Raw genomic sequence first — 21,970 nt, 5'->3', positions numbered from 1 at the left:
GTGGATCGGCCTTCAACACTTTACTGTTGGGTCAGCAGGTTGGTCAGTTCCTGAATTTTCTGAACAATCGTTTCAGGCGAATCCTTGATATCATTCACAATCTTGATCGCCTGATCTTTCAGATCGGTGGCCAGAGTGCTGTCCTGAAGGGATGTCATAATGCCATCATAGTCGAAGTTGGTCGGGTCCAGCTTGCCTTCCTGAATCCATGAGTTCAGCAACTCCTGCCCTTGACCGGCCAGCGCGGCCACCTGATCGCTGGCCTCCTGAGCAGCATCAGAGGCCTGATCCGCCACCGATGACGCCGCTTCGCTTGCCTGATCTGCAACCGATGACGCCGCTTCTGTCGCTTGGTCCGTCAGCGACGAAGCTGCTTCGGCGGCTTGTTCGGTCGCGGCATCGACAGCGTCAGAGGCAGCGTCCTGTACAGATGAAGCTGCGTCTGTCACCGCTTCGGCGGCTTCTTCTGCCGCGGTTTCCAAACGCTCGGCGGGTGTGGGTTCGGGTTGATTCAGGTAATAGTATCCGCCGGCGCCAATTGCGGCGATGACGATGGCAAGAATTAGAGTACGCGACATGTGTGTCTCCTTTGGAAATTGTGTCGCCGGGATGCGCTAAAAATAACTCAGGTACAAAGGGGAATTCCCGATAATTCTCAGCAGAATAGAGTATAAGCCGGGCTATGCTCATTGTCCTTTGAAACGCGGCAAGAACACGCCGGCACAAAGATGTCGCGCCCTGTTTTGGCGGCGATCCGCCGGGAATGACCCGCAGACGCAACCAATTTTCGGGCGCTTCTTGTGGGCCAAAAGGCAGCATTGAGCCTGCATTGGGATAGTGGCGGAGAGACAGGGATTCGAACCCTGGGTGGGCTTGCACCCACAACGGTTTTCGAGACCGCCCCGTTCGACCACTCCGGCACCTCTCCGCGGGGGTCTGTGAGGGGGGGATTTAGTGAGGAACGGGCAGGGGTGCAAGCAGAAAATTCGGGAATTGAAGAAACCCGGGATTTTCCGTTGCCTGCCAGCGCAAAACTCCTAGTCTGATATCCATGATACAGTTTGTACGCCGCTCCGCCTTTTGGTTTCTGGCCCCGCTCTTTGCGCTTGTTGTGATCCCGTTGGAACTTTCCGCCGCCAGCCGTGATCGGATAGAGGCCTTTCTGACCACGACCGGGTTTGACGTTGCCCTGGAAAGCATCGCGCTGAGCTCGAGGTCTGCCCCCCAGATGCTGGGGATTGATCCCGATGGCTTCGGTTCGGACTGGACGCGTCTGGCAGACGAAGTCTTTGACGTCGGCGCCATGCACGAGACCGCGGTTTCCATCCTCGAACAAACCCTGAGTGATGAGGCTCTGACACACGCGGTTGACTTTTATGCATCGGATCTGGGTCAGCGCTTGGTAGAGGCCGAAAACGCCTCGCATATGCTCGAGGACGATGAGGCCAAGCAGCTGGAAGGCCAAAAAATCATCGCAGACTTGATCAAGGACGGATCGCAACGGGTCGAAAGTTTCAAGCGTATGAACAAGGCGATCGATTCGACCGGTACCGCGGTGCGGGCCCTGCAAGAAATTCAGGTGCGTTTTCTTCTGGCAGCCAGCGCATCAGGTGTCATCGAACTGCAACTGGATGCCGATGAATTGCGTGCGCTGATGAAGCGGAACGAAGCCGGTATGCGCCAGTCACTGCAACTGTCCAGCCTTGCGGGGGCAGCTTATACCTATCAGGACTTTTCTGATGCGGATGTCGACTCGTATGTCGAGGCGCTGGAACAACCCCTGATGCAAGAAGTGTATGAACTGCTGAACGCGATCCAATACGAAATCATGGCCATGCGGTTCGAAGTACTTGCGGCCCGAATGGCCGAACTGCACCCCGCACAGGATATTTGATGCACCGCGTTTTTCTGGCGATTGCGTTTGTTCTGTGGGGCGCTCAATTGCTGGCCGATCAAAGGGTCGACCGGCTGGCGCAGGCCATGCATCTTTCGCATGTGATGGAAATTCTCGTACAGGAAGGTCAAGGGCACCGCGAGGAACTTGACGAAACGCTGTTGGACAATACCGGCGGCGCGTATTTTGAAGCGCAGGTCAAAGATATTTACGATCCGGTCTGGATGCAGAAATTCCTGACGGATGCCTTTGAGGCGGGTCTGTCCGTTGCGCAGCTTGATCAGGCGATCCTGTTTTTCGAAAGCGATCTTGGTCAGACGATCGTGTCGCTGGAAAACTCGGCCCGTCAGGCGATGTCGGACCCGGCCATTGAGGACATGGCCCGCGAAGCTTATGAGTCCGTTGAGCGCGTCTCGACTCGTTTCGAGTTGGTCGATGAGTACATCCAGGCAAATGACCTTGTCGAAAAGAACGTTCATGGGGCGCTGAGTTCCGACTACAGCTTCTTTCAGGGTCTTGATGTCGACGCGCAAGGCGACGATCAGGAATTGCTGGCCGAACTTCTGTCACAGAAAGAAAGCCGCGCAGCGGAAACCGAGGCGTGGCTTTATTCCTTTCTTCTGATGGCCTATCGGCCGTTGGACGAGACCCAGATGCGTGAGAATATTGCGTTCTCCAGAACCGAAACCGGACGCGCCCTGAATGAGGCGCTTTTCGACGGCTTTGACCGGATGTTCAACGATATCTCTTTCCGGTTGGGGCGGGCGGTTGCACAGACACTCAGGGCGTCTGATCTCTGACGACGCTTTGGTGTTGACTTTTCCCGGCGATCTATGGATAAGCGCGCATCCCGGCCGGTTTTCCGTGCCGGGTATAGTTATTATTTGACCCTTGGGATGTCCTGATGGTCATTCACACAGCCCGAAAAGGGCGCGCTGTTCGAGGTGGCTTTCAAGTGTCTTGGAGCCGGAAACTCCCGGAAGGGGACCACAGAACGCGGTTAGACAAAGGAAAGACGCATGTTTGCGGTCCTCAAGACTGGCGGCAAGCAGTACAAGGTTCAGGCGGGTGATATCCTCCGCGTTGAAAAGTTGGCTGCCGACGCAGGTGAAAAAGTTCAATTCAACGATGTTCTGATGCTGGGTGGCGACGCTCCGGTCGTTGGCGCACCGTTCATCGAAGGCGCAGGCGTTCAGGCCGAAGTTATCGAACAGATCAAAGGTGACAAGGTCATCAAGTTCGTCAAGCGTCGTCGTAAGCACAGCTCGAAGCGTACCGTTGGCCACCGTCAGAAGCTAACACTGGTCAAGATCACCGACATCCTGTCGTCGGGCGCTGACAAGTCGGGCATCAAGGCTGCAACCGGTTCGGCTCCGGCTGGCGAAGCGGCACCTGCTGCAAAACCTGCCAAGAAAGCCGAAGCCAAGGCAGAGGCACCTGCCGCTGCTGCTGCGGACGATCTGACCAAGCTGAACGGTGTCGGCCCTGCCGCTGCCAAGAAGCTTGCCGAAGCCGGTATCGAGAGCTTTGCCGCTCTGGCCGCCTTGTCGGACGAGCAGATTGCTGCTATCGAAACGGTCAAAGTGAAACCCGAATGGGTTGAGCAGGCCAAAGAGCTGGCCAAAGGCTAAGGAGAGAGAGAATGGCACATAAAAAAGCTGGCGGTTCCTCCCGTAACGGCCGCGACTCAGCGGGTCGTCGCCTTGGCGTCAAACTGTATGGTGGCCAGGCTGCCATCGCAGGCAACATTATCGTGCGTCAGCGCGGCACCAAGTTCTGGCCGGGCGAAGGCGTAGGCATGGGCAAGGATCACACCATCTTTGCAACTACTGATGGCGCCGTGAAGTTCCACAAGGGGCTCAAAAACCGCACCTTCATTTCGGTCCTGCCAGTGGCGGAGGCCGCAGAGTAAGCCGAAACCCAGAAGGTTTAAGAAAAATTCATGGGGGACCGGCACAAAGTGCCGGTCCCTTTTTCGTTTTAACGCAGTCGTGATCAAACAAACCGATGACAGTTGCAACCACCAGTTTCCTGATCTTTGCTGCCAGCCAGGTCGGCACGCCGGGACCGGCCAACATGGTCCTGCTGGGTACTGGTGCGCGCTTTGGCTTTCGCGCCGCGTTGCCTTTTGTCGGGGGTGTTATCCTTGGGAAGCAGTTGATCATTTGGCCGGTCGGCTTTGGGTTGCTGCATCTCGCGGATCAGGCGCCCGCGGTGTTTACGGTGCTTAAATACGCGTCAGCGGCCTATATTTTTTGGCTGGCGTGGAAGATCGCCAACACGCGTTTGTCGCGACAACAGGCTGAAGGGAACGCCCCCGGCTTTCTGGCCGGGCTGATTGTTCATCCGCTCAACCCCAAGGCCTGGGCCATGATCATTGCCGGGTTCACCGGGTTCGTGGCTGCGGGCACCCCCAGTTTCGAAGCGACGGTTACGATTGCTCTGTGTTTGTTGTTTTGCCAGGTGATCCTTCATCCGATCTGGACTTTTGCGGGCGATAGAATTGCCCATGCGGTTGAAGGACGACCCGTTGAAAAATATCTGATGTGGACGTTGGCAGGCCTTACGGTTGCGTCCGTACTTTTCGTGTTGTTCGGAGGAGGAACACACCCATGAAACTTGAAACAATAATAAATCAGCCGGTCATCGAAACCGAGCGGTTCGATCTGCGCCCTCTGCGTCGGTCGGATATGGGGCTGATCGAGCACTATGCCGGTGATGAGCGTGTGGCGCGCATGACGACGAGTATCGCGCATCCTTTGGCCCCCGGCTCGACCGAGGCCTTTGTGACGCGCTCAATGGCCGAGGACCGGGACGAGGACGTCTGGGTCATGGATGCCACCAAGGACGGCGGTCCGGAACTGATTGGTCTGATCACGCTTAAGCGGCTGGATCGGAACCAGTCCGAAGTGGGCTATTGGGTGGCGCCGATCTACTGGAACACCGGCATTGCGTCGATGGCTGTCGAAGCACTGGTAAATGCCAACCCGCTGAAAAACGCGACGATGTTTGCCAGCGTGTTTCAGGACAATCCGGCCTCGGCCCGGGTCCTGACTCATTGCGGGTTCCAGTATCTTGGCGATGCAGAAAGCTATTCGGTGGCGCGTGATGCGAATGTGCCCACCTGGACATACAGTAAAAAACTCTGACTTGTGGCCGATGGGGCCTTTGCAGTAGGGGACAGACCATGAAATTTCTCGATCTTGCAAAGGTCTACATCCGGTCCGGGGCCGGCGGTAGCGGCTGCGTCAGCTTCCGACGCGAAAAATACATCGAATACGGCGGCCCTGATGGCGGGGACGGCGGTAAGGGCGGGTCTGTCTGGGCCGAAGTCGTGGACGGGCTGAACACCCTGATCGACTTCCGGTATCAGCAGCATTTCTTTGCCAAGAACGGCCAGCCGGGCAGGGGCCAGCAACGTACCGGCAAGGATGGCGATGACATTGTCCTGCGCGTGCCTGTCGGCACCGAGATCCTGGATGAGGATGAAGAAACCGTCATCTGCGATCTGACCGAGGTGGGACAGCGCGTTCTGCTTGCAAAAGGGGGCAATGGCGGTTTCGGCAATCTGCACTTCAAATCGGCCACCAACCAGGCCCCCCGGCGTGCAAATCCGGGGCAGGCGGGCATTGACCGCACGATCTGGCTGCGTCTGAAGCTGATCGCCGATGTGGGCCTGCTGGGCATGCCAAATGCAGGCAAATCGACCTTTCTTGCAGCTACCTCAAACGCGCGGCCCAAGATCGCGGATTATCCGTTTACCACGCTGCACCCAAATCTGGGTGTCGTGGGGGTCGACAACGTGGAATTCGTGGTGGCTGACATCCCCGGCCTGATCGAAGGCGCGCATGAGGGCCGTGGGATCGGAGACCGCTTTCTTGGTCATGTTGAGCGCTGCGCCGTGCTGCTGCATCTTGTCGATGGTACCTCTGAAACGGTTGCCGATGACTACCGCACGATTATCCACGAGCTTGAGGCCTATGGCGGCGAACTGGCCCAGAAACCCCGGATCACCGTCCTGAACAAGGTCGATGCACTGGATGACGAAGAACGTGATTTGGCCAAAGCCGAGCTTGAAGAGGCCGTTGGCGGCCCGGTGATGATGATGTCCGGTGTTGCTCATCAAGGTGTAACCGAGGTTTTGCGCGCGTTACGCGGCCGGATCGATGACAATCGTGTGCGTCAGAAACCCGCTGAGGAGGCGCAGCCTTGGCAACCCTGACTTCAGCACGTCGATTGGTTGTCAAAATCGGGTCGGCTTTGTTGGTTGATCGCGAAACCGGCCTGTTGCGCAAGGAATGGTTGTTTTCGTTGGCGCAGGATGTCGCGTGGCTCAAGGGGCAGGGGACAGATGTAATCCTCGTCTCGTCCGGATCGATTGCACTGGGCCGCGGCGTTTTGGGTCTGCCCATGGCGACATTGCCGTTGGAAAAGTCGCAAGCTGCGGCCGCCGTCGGGCAAATTCGTCTGGCGCGCGCATATGAAGAGGCGTTGACACCTCATGGGATCACCACGGCGCAGGTTTTGGTGACATTGGAGGACAGCGAGGATCGCCGCCGCTATTTGAATTCACGCGCGACCCTGGAGACTCTGCTGGGTTTGGGTGTCGTGCCGATCGTCAACGAAAATGATACCGTGGCAACGGATGAGATCCGGTATGGCGACAATGATCGTCTGGCCGCGCAAATTGCCGTGACCGTGGGGGCGGATCAGTTGATCCTGCTTTCGGATGTCGATGGATTCTATTCGGGCAACCCCAACGAGGACGCCTCGGCCACGCGTTTCGAAACGATCGACAAGATCACGCCCGAGATCGAAGCCATGGCGGGCGATGCGGGCTCTGGCCTGTCAAAGGGCGGAATGAAGACAAAGCTGCTGGCCGCCAAGATGGCCACCGCGGGCGGATGTGCGATGGCGATCACTGAAGGATCGATTCTGAACCCTCTGAAAACGCTGGAAAATGGCGCGAACTCGACGTGGTTTACCGCAACGCTGGATCCGCATGCTGCGCGCAAACGTTGGATTTCGGCCATGAAACCGCGTGGCGAAATCACCATCGATGAAGGGGCTGCCAACGCGCTGGCAAATGGCAAAAGCCTGTTGCCCGCGGGTATTGTCGAAGTGACCGGCGATTTCGGGCGCGGCGACCCTGTCGCGATCCTTGACCCCATGGCCCGCCGGCTGGCGCAGGGGATCAGCCGTTACACCGCGCAGGAGGCTGACGCGATCAAGGGGCGCAAGTCGTCCGAGATCGAGGCGACACTTGGATATCCCGGCCGTGCGGCCCTGATTCACCGGGATGATCTGGCCCTGTAAATACTGAAAAGACGACCTGAAAGGCACGCGACATGAAAGATTTCGACAGCATTCCCGCTCTGATGGCTGATCTTGGGAAACGTGCCAAAGCGGCATCGCGCGATCTGGCTTTTGCAAACCCAGAACGCAAACATACCGCCCTGATTGCAGCGGCCGACGCGGTTTGGGCCAATCGGGCGCAGATCATCGAAGCCAACCGGAAGGATCTGGAGTTCGGCCGCGAGAAAGGTCTGAGCCCGGCGATGATGGATCGGTTGATGCTGGATGAGGCGCGTGTTCAGGGCATGGTCGATGGTCTGCGCGCAGTGGCTGATCAGACCGATCCGGTGGGCGAAGTGCTGGCCGAATGGGACCGCCCGACAGGATTGAAAATCCAACGCGTACGCACCCCGCTGGGTGTGATCGGCGTGATCTATGAAAGCCGCCCCAATGTCACGGCTGACGCAGGTGCGCTGTGTCTGAAATCCGGAAATGCCGTCATTCTGCGTGGCGGCTCCGAGAGCTTTCATTCTTCGACAGCGATTCATGCCTGCCTGGTCGAGGGGCTGAAGGCCGCCGATCTGCCGGAAGATGCGATTCAACTGGTGCCGACACGTGACCGTGCGGCGGTTCAGGAATTGCTGACCATGACCGACTATGTCGACGTCATCGTTCCGCGCGGCGGCAAGGGGTTGGTCGGGCTGGTCCAGCGTGAGGCCCGTGTGCCTGTTTTTGCCCATCTTGAAGGCATCGTGCACATCTATGTCGACAAGGCCGCTGATCCGCAGAAAACGCTGGACGTGGTGTTGAACGCCAAGACACGCCGTACCGGGATCTGCGGCGCTGCCGAATGCCTGCTGATCCATCAGGACATCGCCGAAACGCTGGGGCGTGACGTGATTGCCGCGTTGCTGAAAGCAGGGGTCGAGGTTCACGCCGAAGGCGCACTTGCGGTCGAGGGTACAATTCCCGCGACGGCGGAGGATTGGGGAAAAGAGTTTCTGGACAGCGTGATCGCGGCCAAGCCCGTCGCCGATATCGATGCTGCCATTGCGCATATCCAGCATTACGGGTCGAACCATACAGATTGTATCATGACCGAGGATGACACGGCCGTGGCCCGTTTCTTTGAGCGTTTGGATAGCGCGATCCTTATGCACAACGCTTCGACTCAGTTCGCCGATGGTGGTGAATTCGGGATGGGCGCCGAGATCGGTATCGCCACGGGCAAAATGCATGCCCGCGGCCCGGTGGGGGCCGCACAGTTGACCAGTTTCAAATATCTGGTGCGCGGGAACGGAACAATTCGGAATTAAAAACGCAGCACAAGGCGGGGCGCGGCGGTTTCCACGGAAACGCGTCGACCCATCGCATTTGCCGTTTCCGGCAGCAGAGCGAACTGGACCTGCGCGGGGGTAATCTTGTTGGGGAACCGGCCGGTTGCAACGTGTTTCCATAAGGTATTGTCTACGTTCAACTTGTCGGCAGTTCCGGTCACTGTCCAATTGGTGCCTTGGTTCTCGATCTCAACCTCTCCGCCCATCGGCATGGCACTTTCGCAGCACATGAGCGCAAGGAACGCCAGCTTGATTTGGTTGCGCGGCATGGGCTCGGTCATAAACCAGTTTACCCGCACCCGTCCGGTGCGTTCGATGTCCTTGAGCAGTTCGGCCACTTCGGCCCGGCCCAGCGGCTGTTCTCCTGCTGATCCGAAGGCAACCCGAAAAAACCGGATACGCGCGCCCGCACTGCCGACGCTGCCCGAGATCAACTCCATCTCGGGGCCCTGAACAGCACCAACCATGTCCAACAGTTCCAGCCCGTTGGTGATTGCCCCGATCGGGCTGATCAAATCGTGGCAGATCCGTGAGCCGATCAATTCAGCCAGGTTGACGTTCGTGTTGCCCATGCGTACCTCCTGCGGTATCTGCCACAGGAACCGGAAGCCCCAAATGACAGACATGAATGCTATTCTTGCACCGGGCATGTTTGTTCGCCACCCGGATTTCCCCGAATGGGGTGTCGGACAGGTTCAATCCAACATCGCAGGCAAGATCACCGTAAACTTTCGCGAGCAGGGGAAAGTGGTAATCGACGGAACACGCATCGCCCTGATGCCGGTCTTTGATCCGTGAAACTGGTTTAAGAAGAGTTAACGGAAAAGACCAGATCTCCACTTGTTGCCTTCCCCCGAAGAACTGAGGTATCAGCCGCGTTGATAAAACAGGATTGATAAATCTGACATGCCGGACGCTGACCCCTCGTTCACGATCAAACTGGCGGAAACCCAGGACGAACTGCGCGCAGCGCAGCGGTTGCGTTATGACGTATTTGTGCGCGAACTCGGCGGCGGAGGGGCGCTGGTCGATCATGTGGCCGGGCTGGAACGGGACCGGTTTGATCTCTATTTCGATCACATGCTGGCCATTGATGATGCGACCGGAGAAGTTGTCGGCGTTTACAGGCTGTTACCGGGGAATCGCGCCGCTGAATTGGGGCAGTTTTATTCCGAGGATGAATACGATCTGAGCGTTCTCAAGCAAAGTGGCCGCAAGTTGCTGGAACTGGGCCGGTCGTGCCTGCACAGGGACTACCGGGGCGGTACGGCCATGTATCATCTCTGGAATGGTCTCTCTCGCTATGTGGCCGAACGCCAGATCGAAGTTCTGTTCGGCGTCGCCAGCTTTCACGGCACGGATGTTCAGGAACTGGCCCAGCCGCTGTCGATGCTGCATCACAATCATCTGGCGCCGCCAGACCTGCGGGTGCGCGCCCAGCCGAGCGTGTTTCAGACCATGGATCTTGTCGCACCGGACGCGCTGGATCGTCGCCGTGCCATGGTGCGGGTTCCGGCCCTGATCAAAGCCTATCTGAGGCTTGGCGGTTTTGTGGGTGAAGGGGCGTTCATCGATCATACCTTCAATACCACCGATGTGTGCCTGATCCTGGATACGACCCGTATGAACGAGCGGCAGAAGCGCATCTATGGCGGGGCTTGATCCGGTGAATGATCCGCTTTGGAACAGTGAGGATGCGCCGGATCCGATCGAACTGGGTTTTGTCGGCTGGATTCTTGTGATCCTGAGGGGCTTGCCCTTGGCCATCCTTGTGTTCGGTGGGCTGCTTGTTCTGTTGGCCATTCGACTGATCGAGTTGCCACTCTGTGGTGTTCGTCGCCCCGTTACACCGTTCATCAGCCAGTTCGTGTGCCGAAACGCGTTCCGAATCCTGGGAATCGGATTTCGCTGCTCGGGCGCGTTGATGAAGGAACACGGTGCCGTTGTCGCCAATCACACATCCTGGCTGGATATCTTTGCCCTGAACGCCCGCAAAAGGGTCTACTTCGTGTCCAAGGCAGAAGTTGCGAACTGGCCGGGTATCGGGTGGTTGGCACGGGCCACCGGGACCGTATTCATCGAAAGGGATCGCAAAAAGGCGCGCGAGCAGACGGCGATCTTCGAAGAACGCCTGAAGGCCGGACATAAGCTGTTGTTTTTCCCCGAGGGCACCTCGACCGACGGATTGCGTGTTTTGCCATTTAAAACAACGCTCTTTGCCGCTTTCTTCGCAGACGAGCTCCGGGATTTCATATATGTTCAACCGGTCTCGGTGGTGTTTCACGCGCCGAAAGGTCAGCCTGACCGGTTCTATGGCTGGTGGGGCGATATGGATTTCGCGCCTCATCTGCTCAAGACATTGGGCGCGCGCAGGCAGGGGTCTGTTGAACTGATCTATCACTCTCCCGCCCGGGTCAGGGATTTCGCCGACCGCAAGGAACTGGCGGCCCATTGCGAGGCAGCAGTGCGCCACGCGCATGCATTGGCGCGGCTTGAAAAATAAGGCTTTGACCCTTGCGCTGCCTTCAAACCTGCCGTATACGCGCGCCATTCAAACCCGCAGGCGGGGTTTGGGCCTTGTAGGGGAGACATCCCTATCTGGCCCGCCGGTTGGAGCATTCGCTTCTTTCACCCCCGCCGAGGCGTAAACCGGAAAAGGAAAACACAGCATGGCTCTTCCCGAGTTCACCATGCGTCAGCTGCTGGAAGCTGGCGTTCACTTCGGCCACCAGACACAGCGTTGGAATCCCCGCATGGGCCCGTTCATCTACGGCTCGCGCAATGGCATCCACATCATGGACCTGACCCAGACCGTTCCGATGCTGGACCAGGCGCTGCAGGCCGTTCGTGACACCGTGGCCAAAGGTGGCCGCGTTTTGTTCGTTGGTACCAAGCGTCAGGCTGCTGGCCCGATCGCAGAAGCCGCTGAAAAGTCGGCTCAGTACTACATGAACCACCGCTGGCTGGGCGGCACGCTGACCAACTGGAAAACCGTTTCCCAGTCGATCAACCGTCTGAACCAGATCGACGAAGCGATGGAATCGGGCGCCGAAGGCCTGACCAAGAAAGAGCGTCTGGGCATGGAACGCGACCAGGCCAAGCTGCAAGCATCGCTGGGCGGTATCCGCGAGATGGGCGGCGTACCTGACCTGCTGTTCGTCATCGACGTCAAGAAAGAAGCACTGGCCATCGCCGAAGCCAACAAGCTGGGTATCCCGGTTGTGGCTGTTGTCGACACCAACTGCTCGCCCGACGGTGTTGATTACATCATCCCCGGCAACGATGACGCAGCCCGCGCAATCTCGCTGTACTGCGATCTGGCCGCACGTGCCGCTCTGGACGGTATGACCGCTCAGCTGGGTGCCGCTGGCGTTGATTTGGGTGAATTCGAAGAAGCGCCGGTTGAAGAAGCCGTTGCGGAAGAAGCACCCGCTGAAGAAGCTGCTCCGGAAGCCAAAGCCGAAGCGTAAGCTGCCCGTCACGTAAATGACATATGGGGCAGGGTAGACCTGCCCCAATTCCATTTGAATTGAGGAGAGCCTAAAGATGGCAATCACAGCAGCAATGGTTAAAGAACTGCGCGACTCGACCGGCGCAGGCATGATGGACGCGAAAAAAGCGCTGACTGAAACCGGCGGCAACATGGATGAAGCCGTTGACTGGCTGCGCACCAAAGGTTTGGCCAAGGCGGCCAAGAAATCGGGCCGTACCGCAGCTGAAGGTCTGGTTGCAGTTCACGTCGATGGCGGCAGCGGTGTTGCTGTTGAGGTGAACTCGGAAACCGACTTTGTCGCGAAAAACGCCGAGTTCCAGGAAATGGTCGGCAAGATTGCATATGCGGCTGAAGGCGTCGACAACGTAGAGGAACTGCTGGCAGCGGATCTGGGCGGTAAGTCCGTCGCGGACACCCTGACCGACAAAATCGCCACCATCGGTGAAAACATGTCGGTGCGTCGCATGGCGAAACTGTCGGGCGACACCGTTGTGTCCTATGTCCACAATGCGGCCACCAACGGCATGGGCAAAATCGGCGTTCTGGTTGCTTTGACCGGTGGCGACGAAGCGATCGGCAAGCAGGTTGCAATGCACATCGCGGCCGTGAACCCGGCGGCCCTGTCCGAAGCAGACATGGACCCTGCAGTTGTCGAGAAAGAAAAGCAAGTCCAGATGGACATCGCCCGCGAATCCGGCAAGCCGGAGCAGGTGATCGAAAAGATGATCGAAGGCCGCATGAAGAAATTCGTCGCGGAATCGACTCTGCTGAACCAGCAATTTGTCGTGAACCCTGACCTGACCGTCGAAGCAGCGGCCAAGGAAGCAGGCGCGACCATCACCGGCTTCATCCGTCTGGAAGTTGGCGAAGGCATCGTGGTTGAAAAAGAAGATTTCGCCGCTGAAGTCGCCAAAGCCGCGCAAGGCTAAAAGGGCACAGGGAAAGAACCGGCAAAGGCCTTTCCCAACAAATCTAAAGGGTTACGCACTGCGTAACCCTTTTTTTCTGCCATCGGCGGATTTCTAAATTCTGAAATGTAGAGAAGAATTGGAGGGCCCCGCATGATGGGGATGGTCGAGGCCCCCCAAAATTCCGACACCGGTACGCGGACAAATAGGCGCCCCCTTGTCAGAGTGATCGGAGAGCTTTGTTATTGCAAAGATCCAATCCAATGTTCCCTGGCTAAAGCCACCACTCACGGAACACCCTCACTTTGCAACTTTTAGGATTGGTTTGAAAAGTAGTGATTTCCTTACCTAGGGTAAACTGACGCGAGATAGCGTCAAAATATTGCGGTTATGCTTCCATAATGAACATCTGGTTGTGCAGTGACGCCTTGAGAACCGCTTGCGCCGTCGTTTCGACCGAAAGCGCCTCGCGCGCGAGTCGCAGGTGCTTTTCCACCGTTGCAGATGTCAGTCCCATCAACAGCGCGATATCCTGAGTGGTTTTTCCGTCACCAACCCACTGCAAAGCTTCGCGTTGGCGTTTGGTAAGTGCCCGGTTCGGCGGATGGAACGGCAATGTCAGGATTTTCAGGTGGGCGACATTGTTCATAAGTAGAATGTCGTCGCCGTGCTCTTCCCAGACCGCATCCACATCCTCCTGGCTCAACCCATTATTGGCCGACAGGGAAATCGCCCCTTTTGAGCGCATGGAAACCGAGTTGAAGCTGACGGTATAACCCGAAACCACGCCCATGGATTTGTTGAACTCGAAAACTTCGCGTTCCTTCGCGGTCATCGTCCCGCCCGAGTTCATGTCCTGCAACATTTTCCAGCTGGCGGCGCCTTCGTTGTCCAAGGCCCACTTCAACATCGGAGCGTGAAAATACAGTCCATCCTTGATGAATCCGTCCACATAGGCCCGCTTGTGGTTCGTCAGGATTACGAAATCTTCTGGATCACCCAGAGACGTGGCCGTCCGGAATTGCGTGTACCCATAGATCAGGCGGGTAAAACCAAATTCGGCCATTTGGCGGCAATGTGCATCCCACAGGTCTTCCAGGGTTTTGGCGTAGCTGACAAACCGAAGATATTCCTTGAGCTTCATGTCGTGCTGCCTGCTTTCAGATGAGCCGCGAGCGCATCCAGCGCGAGGATATAGCTGTGGGCACCGAATCCACAGATCTGACCCAGTGCGACAGGGGCTATGTAGGACCTGTGCCGAAACGTTTCCCGGGCATGAATGTTGGAAAGATGCACTTCAACAACCGGCAGTTCCACCGATGCAATCGCATCCATAAGGGCAATCGACGTATGCGTGAACGCGCCTGCGTTCAGTATCAGCCCGCTTTGTACACCGCGGGCCGCGTGAATGGCGTCAAGCAGCACACCTTCGTGATTGGATTGCAGGTGGGTGACGTCCAGCCCAATGGAGGCGCCATGCCGAACGCAACGATCCTCGATCATATGTAGTGTCGTGCTGCCGTAAACCTCGGGCTGCCGTGTTCCAAGCAGATTGAGGTTTGGGCCATTCAATACCAAAACGTTATGCATGTTTTCACGATCCCCATACTTGGTTCATAGACGCGAAAAGGCCGGGTTGTCTACCTGACTTTGGTGGATTGAATACAGACAGTTGCCCTGAAAACAGACCTTGAGATGGAAGAGGAAACCAAGTTCAGTCATTCGACATGACGACACCACGCGTCCGTTTGGACTTGGGCCGTGCATTTACGTCCGTTTTTCGATTGCCGGAAAACAGGTTTTCGGGCGCATCGTCGTCGGTATCAGTATCGGAACATTGGAACTATCCGGGCTTACCAGCCGGCGCTTTGCGACGCTGAGTAATCCTTGCAAACTGTCTCTGATGCGATTGAAGATTGTCATGTGGAGTTTTGGTGCAACCCGATTTCGTGCCAACGCAGCGGGCGGCTAATTGCCGTAAAGACAACGAGGCTTTGAACCGGGTCGGAATGCAACCGAAATCAGATTTAGCAGAGGAACACGACAATGACCCCCGATACCCTTTTCTCGCTACCCGGCAAAACCGCATTGGTCACCGGAGGCGCCACGGGTATCGGTCGGATGGCCGCAGAGGCGTTGGTCAGGGCCGGCGCGCGCGTGTTGATTGCTTCTCGAAACGGGGACGCCTGTGTCGCGGCCGCCGCTGAGCTGAATGCACTGGAGGCACCGGGAAGTGCCGAAGGGTTTGCCGGAGACATCAGCAGCGAGGCAAGTATCGCTAAACTGGTTTCGGACATTCAGGAACGGACAGAAAGGCTTGATATTCTTATGAATAACTCTGGCGTGACCTGGGGGGCACCCTTGGGCCAGTTTCCGTATGACGCGTGGGACAAGGTGATGTCGGTCAACGTGGCCGGGGTATTCGAGCTTACCCAGAGGCTGCTGCCGATGTTGATGCAATCCGGAACCGCAGACGATCCGGCCCGGGTCGTGAATGTTGGATCCGTGATGGGAGAGGTTCCCATGGGGGATGGCGCCTATAGCTATTCAGCCTCGAAAGCTGCGGTTCTGCATCTGACAAAAATCATGGCCAAGGAACTGTCGCCCTACCACGTGACGGTCAACGCGCTGGCTCCGGGGCCGTTCGTATCGCGGATGACAGCCTTTGCTACGGCGGATGAGGACAAGCGTGAAAAGGTCGGCAAGTCAGTGCCTCTTGGGCGCGTCGGCTGTGATGAAGATATAGCGGGGTGCGTGCTGTTTCTGTGTGGACGCGGGGGCAGTTATGTAACCGGTTCGATCATCCCGGTTTCTGGTGGAATCAACGTTGTAACGTCGGGCAATATCTTTGCCGAAGCTTTCTAAGTCGCGCTGCGATCAAAACCGATCCCGTTCACAACGTGTTGGATTTGTGTCGTTTCTTGTTTTTCGACAGTTCAATTTCCAGGTTCGGCAAGCTGTTCTTGCCAAAGAACATTTCAGAGCCGTAAAACAGGCTGGGAACGCCAAAAACGCCGCGGCGCACGAACGATTTGGTCTGATCCTTCAGATCCTGTTTGATTTCAGGGCTTGTCATGGCCTCGCGCAGCTTGCGAACCGGCAGTTCATTTTCCTGTAGAATGTCAATCAGAACGGCCAGTTCATCCGCCTTTTGGCCATGCACCCATATGGCATCAAAGATGGCGTTTATGTATTTGATTTCCCATGATTTACCACTAGCGAACCGGGCGCCGCGCATCGCAAATTTCGTATTGATCGGAAAATGCGGGCTCATGTGAAAGCTCAGCCCGCGACGCCGCGCGAACCGATGCAAGTCATGAGTAAGATAGGCGGTTTTCTGGCGGTTTTCGGAAAACGCCTGAAACGGGCTCTGGTTGTGCGTTGCCTTGAAGACAACGGGCAGAAGGACAGGGGAATACCTGATCTTGGCATTATGCCGCGCGGCCAGCTCTGGCAGCATCTTGTGGGCCAGAAAGGCACTTGGGCTGCAAAAATCGTAAACGAAATCTATGCTTTGCGTCATGCTATTCCTCCAGGCCAATCCGGCACGTCGCCGTCCAACAATTTACAAGCGAATCTGTGACGGTTTCACTGTATCACTTGGATTTAAGGCGTGCCTCTTGGCTCTGCTTGTATAACCATTCATTTCAGCCCGGGTTTTGCTGTTGTTTCAGGCCCTACGCGTACACGATGTTAGTCAACTTCTGGTGGAACTCAAAAATGCTTCGAAAACAAGTCATGTTCGATGAAACGCGCCTGAACTGGATTCGCATCTGGATGGACCGCTATGTTGAGCAGCGCAAATACGCGGGCTCTTCCTTTTTGCTGAAGCACAAGGGGGATGAGGTCTTTTTCCACTCCAGCGGCCTGCGAAATCTTGAAGAGGACTTGCCGTTCCAACGCGATACGCTGGTGCGCATCTACTCGATGACCAAACCCGTTACGTCTGTTGCCTTGATGATGCTGGCGGAACGTGGGCTGTTTCACCTCGACGCACCGCTTTCGGATTTCCTTCCCGAGTTCAAACAGATGCAGGCTCTGGTAACCGGCGCGGACAAGCTGGATCAAACCGAGGACGCGGCAAGCCCGACCCTTCATCAGTTGCTGACCCATACCAGCGGTTTCAGCTATCCGTTCAACCCTGGGATTCTACCGGAGGCGATGGATGAAAAGGACCTTATAATCATACCAAATCAGGGTCTTCTGAAAGATCGCGTACGTGAACTGGCAGAGTTACCCTTGGCTTTCCAGCCCGGAACACGGTGGGAATATTCGGTTGGAACCGATGTGCTTGGGCGCGTTGTCGAGGTCGTCTCGGGACAGACCCTGGAACAATTCTTCCGGCAGGAAATCTTGGCGCCCCTCGAGATGCGCGAAACCGGGTTTTCCGTGCCCGACGGGGCAGGGGACCGGTTCGCCTCGCTTTATACGCCGCTGGCCGGCGATGCGATGGCGTTGAATTCCGCGGAACAGGGAGGCGATACCTTGCGTCTGGTGGATGCCCACGAAACCTCTCCATTTGCGAATGCGACAACGTTCTCGGGCGGCGGCGGGCTGGTTTCCACAATCGATGACTATGTCAAATTCGTCGACATGCTTCGCAATCGCGGGTCCGGCAACGGGCATCAACTGCTTGGCCCGAAAACGGTGGACTTCATGATGCGCAACCACTTGCCGGGCGATATCGCCTCGATGGGACCAAAGAGCTTTGCGGAACAGCCCATGGAAGGCATGGGATTTGGCCTTGCAGGATCTATAGTCCTCAATCCGGGTCGGGTGCGCGTGCCCGGATCCGTTGGTGATTTCAGCTGGGGTGGCATGGCCTCGACCTATTTCTGGATCGACTGGCAGAACGATCTGACGGCTGTGTTCTTCACGCAATTGTCGCCGTCCAGTTCCTATCCATCCCGGGCTGAACTCAAGGCCTTAGTGCACGCCGCCATGATTGAATGATTTTGCTCAGGCTGATACCCGGGTTTTGATCAATTAGCCCATGAGCAGACAATGACCGAAGCGGAACGCATCTTACTGGACCTTCTGGATATCGAACGACTTGAAGTCGATCTTTTCCGCGGCACAGGATCGGGTGGAGAAACACCGACCCGAATTTTCGGCGGTCAGGTCATTGCGCAGGCCCTGGCCGCGGCATACAGAACCGTGGAAGACCGGTTGTGCCATTCCCTGCACGCCTATTTCATCCGCCCCGGGGATCCAGTTAAACCCGTTATTTATCAAGTAGATAGAGCGCGTGACGGGGGGTCGTTCACAACCCGTCGCGTTGTTGCCATTCAAAATGGCAAGCAGATCCTGAACATGTCAGCTTCCTTTCACGTTCAGGATGAAGGTTGGGATCATCAGCATCCGATGCCAACCGTTAATCCACCCCAGACGTACCCATCGCGTTCTGAGCTTCGACACGCATATGTCGATCGCGTGCCCGAAGGTTTTCGCGGTGAGCTTCTGCGTGAACGCCCGATCGAAGTGCGGGAGGTGGATCATCTGGATCCGTTCAACCCCGAAGTGTCGGACGACCGCAACAAAACCTGGTTTCGCATGGCGGCTGCCGCGTCTGCGGACGCAAAAACTCAACATCTGCTTTTGGCCTATGCGTCAGATATGAACCTGATGTCGTCAGGTTTGCGACCGCACGGGCTGAGCTGGTTTTCCGGAGAGTTCGACGGCGCCAGTCTGGACCATGCTTTGTGGTTTCATGCACCTGTGAAATTTCAGAACTGGCATCTGTATGTGATGGATTCTCCGTGGACGGGGCAGGGACGCAGCTTCAATCGCGGATCGATCTATTCAGAAGACGGAACCCTGGTCGCGTCGGTGGCTCAGGAAGGTCTTATGAGGAAGGTTCAGAAAAAACGTTAAGTATCTGGCATAAACTGTTGATTCAACTTTCGCATCCCGCCCAGCCAGCGATCGTAGTCAGCCGCTTTGAGTTGCAGATAATCCAAAACCTGCGGATGCGGAAGAACCAGAAATCGTTCTTCCCGGATGGCTTGTACGCAGGTTTCAGCGACGTCTTCCGGCTCCAGCATTCCGTCGATCGATGCTACAGAAACCTCATGTCCTTCAGTCATTTTTGACCGAACCGCCTGAGGACAAAGAACCGAAACCCGCAGACCTTTGGCGCCATATGTCAGCGACAGCCACTCGGCAAATCCGACCGCCGCGTGTTTCGTGACACCGTATGGCGCTGCTCCCGGTTGGTTTAGCAAACCCGCCGCAGAGGCCGTCGTCAGAATATATCCGCCGCCGCGACCGATCATACGAGGCACCAAATGGCGCGCGGTCCACACGTGCGACATCACGTTGATTTTCCAAATTTTTTCCCATTGATCATCGGGAACATCCAGACCGCCAAGCGTCAGGATGCCGGCATTTGCGCAGAACAGATCAATTGGGCCAACGGTATCTTCGGAGAAATCAATCAACGCCTTGATCTGTTCCTCATCCGAGACGTCACATGTGAACGCAACGCCGCCGGTTTGGGTTGCGATGTCACGGGCTCCGGCCTCGTCAATATCCGAACAGATGACGCGCGCACCTTCCTGAGCAAAACGTTCCGCCAAACCCCGGCCAATGCCATCTGCGGCACCGGTCACGATGACAGTTTTATTTCTGAGCTCCATGGCGCATTCCAAAACAAGTCTTATGTGTTCTGGGCAGAGTGTTCACTTTGCTGCCAAGTTACAAGCCGCCATTAATTACCATAATACCGATTATACGAATACCGACTACCGCCACGGGGCACCACCCACAAATACGGCTCCTGTCAAAATTCAAACGATTTTGGCGCCATATACGCAGGATGTGGTTATCCCAAGGCGTATCCAGCGCCGCGGACGGTTCGTACTGGATCGGTCCCACCATATTGCGTCAAAGCTTTGCGCAATCGCCCGATATGCACATCAACGGTTCGGGTATCGACATAGATGTCGCGACCCCAAACCCGGTCCAGCAATTGCTCGCGGCTCCAGACCCTGCCCGGCTTTTCCATGAATGTGCTGAGAAGACGGAACTCGGTCGGCCCGAGTTTTAGGGGTTTGTTGTCCCGGCTGACCTTGTGCGTCTCGGAGTCAAGAATGATGTCATCGAATTCCAGGCGCAAACCAACGGTCGAAGGACGGACGCGGCGCAATTGCGTGCGAACGCGCGCCATAAGCTCGACCACGGAATATGGCTTGACCACGTAATCATCCGCGCCGGTCTCAAGACCGCGGACTTTGTCGACTTCTTCGGTCCGGGCCGACAACATGATAATCGGGATTGAACGCGTGTCCGGACGGCTTTTCAGGCGTCGGCAGACTTCGATACCGCTCAGATTGGGCATCATCCAGTCCAGAACAATGATGTCCGGACAGTCTTCGTCAACCAACAGCATGGCTTCTTCGCCGTTGCCAGCCTTGGAAACCCGAAACCCTTCAGCTTCAAGGTTGTAAGCCAAAACCTCACGCTGGGCCATTTCATCCTCTACAACCAAAACGGTAGGTTGATCTGCGGACATCTCGCTCGTCTCCTAAACGGTTTGCGACGTGTTGTCAGCCTTGGGCCGGGCTTCGGCCGGGCGGTCGCCGGTGACCAGATACACGACCTGTTCAGCGATCGAGGTTACGTGATCGCCCATGCGTTCGATGTTCTTGGCGATGAAATGCAGGTGCATGCAGGCCGAGATATTGCGTGGGTCTTCGGCCATGAATGTCAGAAACTCCCGGAACAGGCCGTTATACATCTGGTCAACTTCTTCATCACGGTTGATGACGTCTGTGGCCAGTTCCGCATCGCGCTGAATATAGGCATCCAGCGCATCACGCAGCATCCGCTCGACCTCGCGTGCCATACGGCGCAGGGCCGCAGCGCTTCCGTTAATCTCGCTGGCATTGACCAGAACCGTAGTTCGTTTGGCGATATTCTTGGCATAGTCGCCAATGCGCTCAAGGTTGCCGGACACCTTCAGAACCGACAGGATCAGCCGCAAGTCACTGGCCGTGGGTGCCCGCAGCGCAATCAACCTGGCCGTTTCTTCGTTGATCAGTTCTTCAAGCGCGTCGATGGCTTTGTCGCCTTTTCGCACCTCTTGCGCCAACTCTTCATCACGGGTTTCCAGCGAGCGGGCCGCGCCTATGATGGCGGCCTCGACCAGTCCGCCCATCTTCATGATATGCGCTTGGATCGCCTCGAGGTCGCGATCAAAAGCAGTTGCAATATGTTGTTCGCTCATTGTCAGATACCTGTGCTTAGCCGATACGGCCTGTAATGTAGCTTTCCGTGCGCGGATCTATCGGATTGGTAAAGATCTGGCCGGTTTCACCGAATTCAACCAGATTACCCAAGTGGAAGAAGGCCGTTTTCTGACTGACCCGTGCCGCCTGCTGCATCGAGTGGGTGACGATCACAACAGAAAACCGCGACCTCAGTTCATCGATCAACTCTTCGACCTGTGCGGTCGCAATCGGATCAAGGGCCGAACACGGCTCGTCCATCAACAGAACTTCGGGTTCGGTGGCGACGGCCCGGGCGATGCACAAACGCTGCTGCTGGCCGCCGGAAAGGCCGGTGCCCGGTGCATCCAGACGATCCTTGACCTCATCCCAGATCGCGCCGCGGCGCAGGGATTTTTCCACGATTTCATCCAGTTCCGCCTTGTTGCGGGCCATGCCGTGAATGCGCGGGCCATAGGCCACGTTGTCATAGATCGATTTCGGGAACGGGTTGGGTTTTTGAAACACCATTCCGACCTTGGCGCGCAACTGGACCGGATCGACACGCTTGTCATAGATGTCTTCACCATCCAGCAGGATGTCGCCTTCGACACGACAGATATCGATGGTGTCATTCATTCGGTTCAGGCAGCGCAAGAAGGTGGACTTGCCACAACCAGATGGCCCGATGAATGCCGTGACGGTCTTGTCTTCGATCTCAACGCTCACGTCCTTGATGGCATGGGTTTCACCGTAGAAAACCTGTACGTTCTTGGCGTTGATCTTGATGTCTTTGGAGTCCACGGTTCTCTCCACTCGTGTCATGTCGTTCATTC

The 21,970-nt window shown here is 56.6% G+C and carries 26 protein-coding genes and 1 tRNA gene; 17 read left to right on the top strand and 10 right to left on the bottom strand.

Going from position 1 to position 21,970, the window contains the following annotated elements:
• Positions 1-20: 20 nt before the first annotated feature.
• The gene (locus GOW09_RS04470; protein ID WP_152457959.1) at positions 21-578 is read right to left on the bottom strand and encodes a hypothetical protein; all 558 of its coding nucleotides are present in this window, start codon (positions 576-578) and stop codon (positions 21-23) included.
• A gap of 260 nt (positions 579-838) precedes the next feature.
• Positions 839-928, bottom strand: a tRNA-Ser gene (locus GOW09_RS04465).
• A gap of 123 nt (positions 929-1,051) precedes the next feature.
• Between GOW09_RS04465 and GOW09_RS04460 the strand changes: the two genes are divergently transcribed.
• The 9 genes from GOW09_RS04460 to GOW09_RS04420 all read left to right on the top strand — a co-directional run bounded on the left by GOW09_RS04460 (position 1,052) and on the right by GOW09_RS04420 (position 8,505).
• Positions 1,052-1,894 (top strand): DUF2059 domain-containing protein, encoded by an 843-nt coding sequence (locus tag GOW09_RS04460; RefSeq protein ID WP_171115952.1) that lies wholly within the window; start codon positions 1,052-1,054, stop codon positions 1,892-1,894.
• Complete coding sequence (locus GOW09_RS04455; RefSeq protein WP_171115950.1) at positions 1,894-2,694, top strand: DUF2059 domain-containing protein; 801 nt, start codon at positions 1,894-1,896, stop codon at positions 2,692-2,694. The genes GOW09_RS04460 and GOW09_RS04455 overlap by 1 nt, the downstream gene beginning before the upstream one ends.
• 219 nt (positions 2,695-2,913) lie before the next feature.
• Positions 2,914-3,525 (top strand): 50S ribosomal protein L21, encoded by a 612-nt coding sequence (locus GOW09_RS04450; RefSeq protein WP_152457962.1) that lies wholly within the window; start codon positions 2,914-2,916, stop codon positions 3,523-3,525.
• Between the two features lie 11 nt (positions 3,526-3,536).
• Complete coding sequence (gene rpmA / locus GOW09_RS04445; protein ID WP_039535512.1) at positions 3,537-3,806, top strand: 50S ribosomal protein L27; 270 nt, start codon at positions 3,537-3,539, stop codon at positions 3,804-3,806.
• A gap of 95 nt (positions 3,807-3,901) precedes the next feature.
• Positions 3,902-4,510, top strand: coding sequence for a LysE family translocator (locus tag GOW09_RS04440; RefSeq protein WP_152457963.1), 609 nt, complete (start codon positions 3,902-3,904; stop codon positions 4,508-4,510).
• Positions 4,507-5,043 carry a GNAT family N-acetyltransferase gene (locus GOW09_RS04435; RefSeq protein ID WP_152457964.1) on the top strand — a complete coding sequence of 179 codons (537 nt, stop codon included), beginning with the start codon at positions 4,507-4,509 and terminating at the stop codon, positions 5,041-5,043. Before GOW09_RS04440 ends, GOW09_RS04435 begins: the two co-directional genes overlap by 4 nt.
• A 38-nt stretch (positions 5,044-5,081) precedes the next feature.
• Positions 5,082-6,116 carry a GTPase ObgE gene (obgE, locus tag GOW09_RS04430; RefSeq protein ID WP_171115948.1) on the top strand — a complete coding sequence of 345 codons (1,035 nt, stop codon included), beginning with the start codon at positions 5,082-5,084 and terminating at the stop codon, positions 6,114-6,116.
• Positions 6,104-7,210, top strand: a complete 1,107-nt coding sequence (gene proB, locus GOW09_RS04425; RefSeq protein ID WP_171115946.1) for a glutamate 5-kinase — start codon at positions 6,104-6,106, stop codon at positions 7,208-7,210. The genes obgE and proB overlap by 13 nt, the downstream gene beginning before the upstream one ends.
• Before the next feature lie 32 nt (positions 7,211-7,242).
• Positions 7,243-8,505, top strand: coding sequence for a glutamate-5-semialdehyde dehydrogenase (locus tag GOW09_RS04420; RefSeq protein WP_171115945.1), 1,263 nt, complete (start codon positions 7,243-7,245; stop codon positions 8,503-8,505).
• On the opposite strand, the gene GOW09_RS04415 is transcribed toward GOW09_RS04420, so the two are convergent.
• Complete coding sequence (locus GOW09_RS04415; protein WP_171115943.1) at positions 8,502-9,098, bottom strand: histidine phosphotransferase family protein; 597 nt, start codon at positions 9,096-9,098, stop codon at positions 8,502-8,504. The two genes, GOW09_RS04420 and GOW09_RS04415, sit on opposite strands and share 4 nt — an antisense overlap.
• A gap of 43 nt (positions 9,099-9,141) precedes the next feature.
• Here GOW09_RS04415 and GOW09_RS04410 point away from each other — a divergent pair, with 43 nt between their 5' ends.
• From GOW09_RS04410 to tsf, 5 genes are all read left to right on the top strand, one after another.
• On the top strand, positions 9,142-9,324 hold the full coding sequence (locus GOW09_RS04410) for a DUF3553 domain-containing protein (protein ID WP_050602459.1): 183 nt from the start codon (positions 9,142-9,144) through the stop codon (positions 9,322-9,324).
• Positions 9,325-9,432: 108 nt separating this feature from the next.
• A complete protein-coding gene (locus tag GOW09_RS04405) occupies positions 9,433-10,188 on the top strand; it encodes a GNAT family N-acetyltransferase (protein WP_171115941.1) in 756 nt (251 codons plus the stop codon).
• Positions 10,175-11,029 carry a 1-acyl-sn-glycerol-3-phosphate acyltransferase gene (locus GOW09_RS04400; protein WP_171115939.1) on the top strand — a complete coding sequence of 285 codons (855 nt, stop codon included), beginning with the start codon at positions 10,175-10,177 and terminating at the stop codon, positions 11,027-11,029. Before GOW09_RS04405 ends, GOW09_RS04400 begins: the two co-directional genes overlap by 14 nt.
• A gap of 166 nt (positions 11,030-11,195) precedes the next feature.
• Positions 11,196-11,996, top strand: a complete 801-nt coding sequence (rpsB, locus tag GOW09_RS04395) for a 30S ribosomal protein S2 (RefSeq protein ID WP_152457971.1) — start codon at positions 11,196-11,198, stop codon at positions 11,994-11,996.
• 76 nt (positions 11,997-12,072) lie between these two features.
• Positions 12,073-12,948, top strand: coding sequence for a translation elongation factor Ts (gene tsf / locus GOW09_RS04390; RefSeq protein WP_171115937.1), 876 nt, complete (start codon positions 12,073-12,075; stop codon positions 12,946-12,948).
• A gap of 367 nt (positions 12,949-13,315) precedes the next feature.
• Here tsf and GOW09_RS04385 read toward each other — a convergent pair whose 3' ends face one another.
• Together GOW09_RS04385 and aroQ are read right to left on the bottom strand one after the other, a co-directional pair.
• Complete coding sequence (locus tag GOW09_RS04385) at positions 13,316-14,071, bottom strand: autoinducer binding domain-containing protein (RefSeq protein ID WP_152457973.1); 756 nt, start codon at positions 14,069-14,071, stop codon at positions 13,316-13,318.
• Entirely contained in the window at positions 14,068-14,517 is a 450-nt protein-coding gene (gene aroQ / locus GOW09_RS04380; protein ID WP_171115935.1) for a type II 3-dehydroquinate dehydratase, read from the bottom strand. Before aroQ ends, GOW09_RS04385 begins: the two co-directional genes overlap by 4 nt.
• Before the next feature lie 456 nt (positions 14,518-14,973).
• Here aroQ and GOW09_RS04375 point away from each other — a divergent pair, with 456 nt between their 5' ends.
• Positions 14,974-15,792 (top strand): SDR family oxidoreductase, encoded by an 819-nt coding sequence (locus GOW09_RS04375; RefSeq protein ID WP_171115933.1) that lies wholly within the window; start codon positions 14,974-14,976, stop codon positions 15,790-15,792.
• A gap of 28 nt (positions 15,793-15,820) precedes the next feature.
• Here GOW09_RS04375 and GOW09_RS04370 read toward each other — a convergent pair whose 3' ends face one another.
• A complete protein-coding gene (locus tag GOW09_RS04370; RefSeq protein WP_171115930.1) occupies positions 15,821-16,450 on the bottom strand; it encodes a 2-hydroxychromene-2-carboxylate isomerase in 630 nt (209 codons plus the stop codon).
• A 215-nt stretch (positions 16,451-16,665) separates the two neighbouring features.
• On the opposite strand from GOW09_RS04370, the gene GOW09_RS04365 reads away from it, so the two are divergent.
• Complete coding sequence (locus GOW09_RS04365; RefSeq protein ID WP_254442693.1) at positions 16,666-17,880, top strand: serine hydrolase; 1,215 nt, start codon at positions 16,666-16,668, stop codon at positions 17,878-17,880.
• 51 nt (positions 17,881-17,931) lie between these two features.
• The gene (locus GOW09_RS04360) at positions 17,932-18,801 is read left to right on the top strand and encodes an acyl-CoA thioesterase II (RefSeq protein WP_171115925.1); all 870 of its coding nucleotides are present in this window, start codon (positions 17,932-17,934) and stop codon (positions 18,799-18,801) included.
• Here GOW09_RS04360 and GOW09_RS04355 read toward each other — a convergent pair.
• From GOW09_RS04355 to pstB, 4 genes are all read right to left on the bottom strand, one after another.
• Positions 18,798-19,565: an SDR family oxidoreductase gene (locus tag GOW09_RS04355; protein ID WP_171115923.1), complete on the bottom strand. Its 768-nt coding sequence runs from the start codon at positions 19,563-19,565 to the stop codon at positions 18,798-18,800. The two genes, GOW09_RS04360 and GOW09_RS04355, sit on opposite strands and share 4 nt — an antisense overlap.
• A gap of 185 nt (positions 19,566-19,750) precedes the next feature.
• A complete protein-coding gene (phoB, locus tag GOW09_RS04350) occupies positions 19,751-20,440 on the bottom strand; it encodes a phosphate regulon transcriptional regulator PhoB (protein WP_152457978.1) in 690 nt (229 codons plus the stop codon).
• Between the two features lie 12 nt (positions 20,441-20,452).
• Positions 20,453-21,154 carry a phosphate signaling complex protein PhoU gene (gene phoU / locus GOW09_RS04345; protein WP_171115921.1) on the bottom strand — a complete coding sequence of 234 codons (702 nt, stop codon included), beginning with the start codon at positions 21,152-21,154 and terminating at the stop codon, positions 20,453-20,455.
• Positions 21,155-21,170: 16 nt separating this feature from the next.
• On the bottom strand, positions 21,171-21,968 hold the full coding sequence (pstB, locus tag GOW09_RS04340; RefSeq protein ID WP_152457980.1) for a phosphate ABC transporter ATP-binding protein PstB: 798 nt from the start codon (positions 21,966-21,968) through the stop codon (positions 21,171-21,173).
• Positions 21,969-21,970 lie beyond the last annotated feature (2 nt).

It is taken from the genome of Ruegeria sp. HKCCA5463 (genome assembly GCF_013034175.1).
Classification (GTDB): domain Bacteria; phylum Pseudomonadota; class Alphaproteobacteria; order Rhodobacterales; family Rhodobacteraceae; genus Ruegeria.
Note: the sequence above shows the minus strand (reverse complement) of the source record. Positions and strands in the feature narration are given on the sequence as shown.

Coding starts and splice junctions, on each gene's coding strand:
- phoB (WP_152457978.1), bottom strand. CDS start 20,440: ATGTCCGCAGATCAACCTACCGTTTTGGTTGTAGAGGATGAAATGGCC.
- GOW09_RS04355 (WP_171115923.1), bottom strand. CDS start 19,565: ATGGAGCTCAGAAATAAAACTGTCATCGTGACCGGTGCCGCAGATGGC.
- GOW09_RS04410 (WP_050602459.1), top strand. CDS start 9,142: ATGACAGACATGAATGCTATTCTTGCACCGGGCATGTTTGTTCGCCAC.
- phoU (WP_171115921.1), bottom strand. CDS start 21,154: ATGAGCGAACAACATATTGCAACTGCTTTTGATCGCGACCTCGAGGCG.
- GOW09_RS04460 (WP_171115952.1), top strand. CDS start 1,052: ATGATACAGTTTGTACGCCGCTCCGCCTTTTGGTTTCTGGCCCCGCTC.
- rpmA (WP_039535512.1), top strand. CDS start 3,537: ATGGCACATAAAAAAGCTGGCGGTTCCTCCCGTAACGGCCGCGACTCA.
- tsf (WP_171115937.1), top strand. CDS start 12,073: ATGGCAATCACAGCAGCAATGGTTAAAGAACTGCGCGACTCGACCGGC.
- GOW09_RS04375 (WP_171115933.1), top strand. CDS start 14,974: ATGACCCCCGATACCCTTTTCTCGCTACCCGGCAAAACCGCATTGGTC.
- GOW09_RS04415 (WP_171115943.1), bottom strand. CDS start 9,098: ATGGGCAACACGAACGTCAACCTGGCTGAATTGATCGGCTCACGGATC.
- GOW09_RS04400 (WP_171115939.1), top strand. CDS start 10,175: ATGGCGGGGCTTGATCCGGTGAATGATCCGCTTTGGAACAGTGAGGAT.
- GOW09_RS04420 (WP_171115945.1), top strand. CDS start 7,243: ATGAAAGATTTCGACAGCATTCCCGCTCTGATGGCTGATCTTGGGAAA.
- GOW09_RS04435 (WP_152457964.1), top strand. CDS start 4,507: ATGAAACTTGAAACAATAATAAATCAGCCGGTCATCGAAACCGAGCGG.
- GOW09_RS04405 (WP_171115941.1), top strand. CDS start 9,433: ATGCCGGACGCTGACCCCTCGTTCACGATCAAACTGGCGGAAACCCAG.
- GOW09_RS04440 (WP_152457963.1), top strand. CDS start 3,902: ATGACAGTTGCAACCACCAGTTTCCTGATCTTTGCTGCCAGCCAGGTC.
- GOW09_RS04455 (WP_171115950.1), top strand. CDS start 1,894: ATGCACCGCGTTTTTCTGGCGATTGCGTTTGTTCTGTGGGGCGCTCAA.
- obgE (WP_171115948.1), top strand. CDS start 5,082: ATGAAATTTCTCGATCTTGCAAAGGTCTACATCCGGTCCGGGGCCGGC.
- GOW09_RS04385 (WP_152457973.1), bottom strand. CDS start 14,071: ATGAAGCTCAAGGAATATCTTCGGTTTGTCAGCTACGCCAAAACCCTG.
- rpsB (WP_152457971.1), top strand. CDS start 11,196: ATGGCTCTTCCCGAGTTCACCATGCGTCAGCTGCTGGAAGCTGGCGTT.
- GOW09_RS04365 (WP_254442693.1), top strand. CDS start 16,666: ATGTTCGATGAAACGCGCCTGAACTGGATTCGCATCTGGATGGACCGC.
- pstB (WP_152457980.1), bottom strand. CDS start 21,968: ATGAACGACATGACACGAGTGGAGAGAACCGTGGACTCCAAAGACATC.
- GOW09_RS04470 (WP_152457959.1), bottom strand. CDS start 578: ATGTCGCGTACTCTAATTCTTGCCATCGTCATCGCCGCAATTGGCGCC.
- GOW09_RS04360 (WP_171115925.1), top strand. CDS start 17,932: ATGACCGAAGCGGAACGCATCTTACTGGACCTTCTGGATATCGAACGA.
- GOW09_RS04370 (WP_171115930.1), bottom strand. CDS start 16,450: ATGACGCAAAGCATAGATTTCGTTTACGATTTTTGCAGCCCAAGTGCC.
- GOW09_RS04450 (WP_152457962.1), top strand. CDS start 2,914: ATGTTTGCGGTCCTCAAGACTGGCGGCAAGCAGTACAAGGTTCAGGCG.
- aroQ (WP_171115935.1), bottom strand. CDS start 14,517: ATGCATAACGTTTTGGTATTGAATGGCCCAAACCTCAATCTGCTTGGA.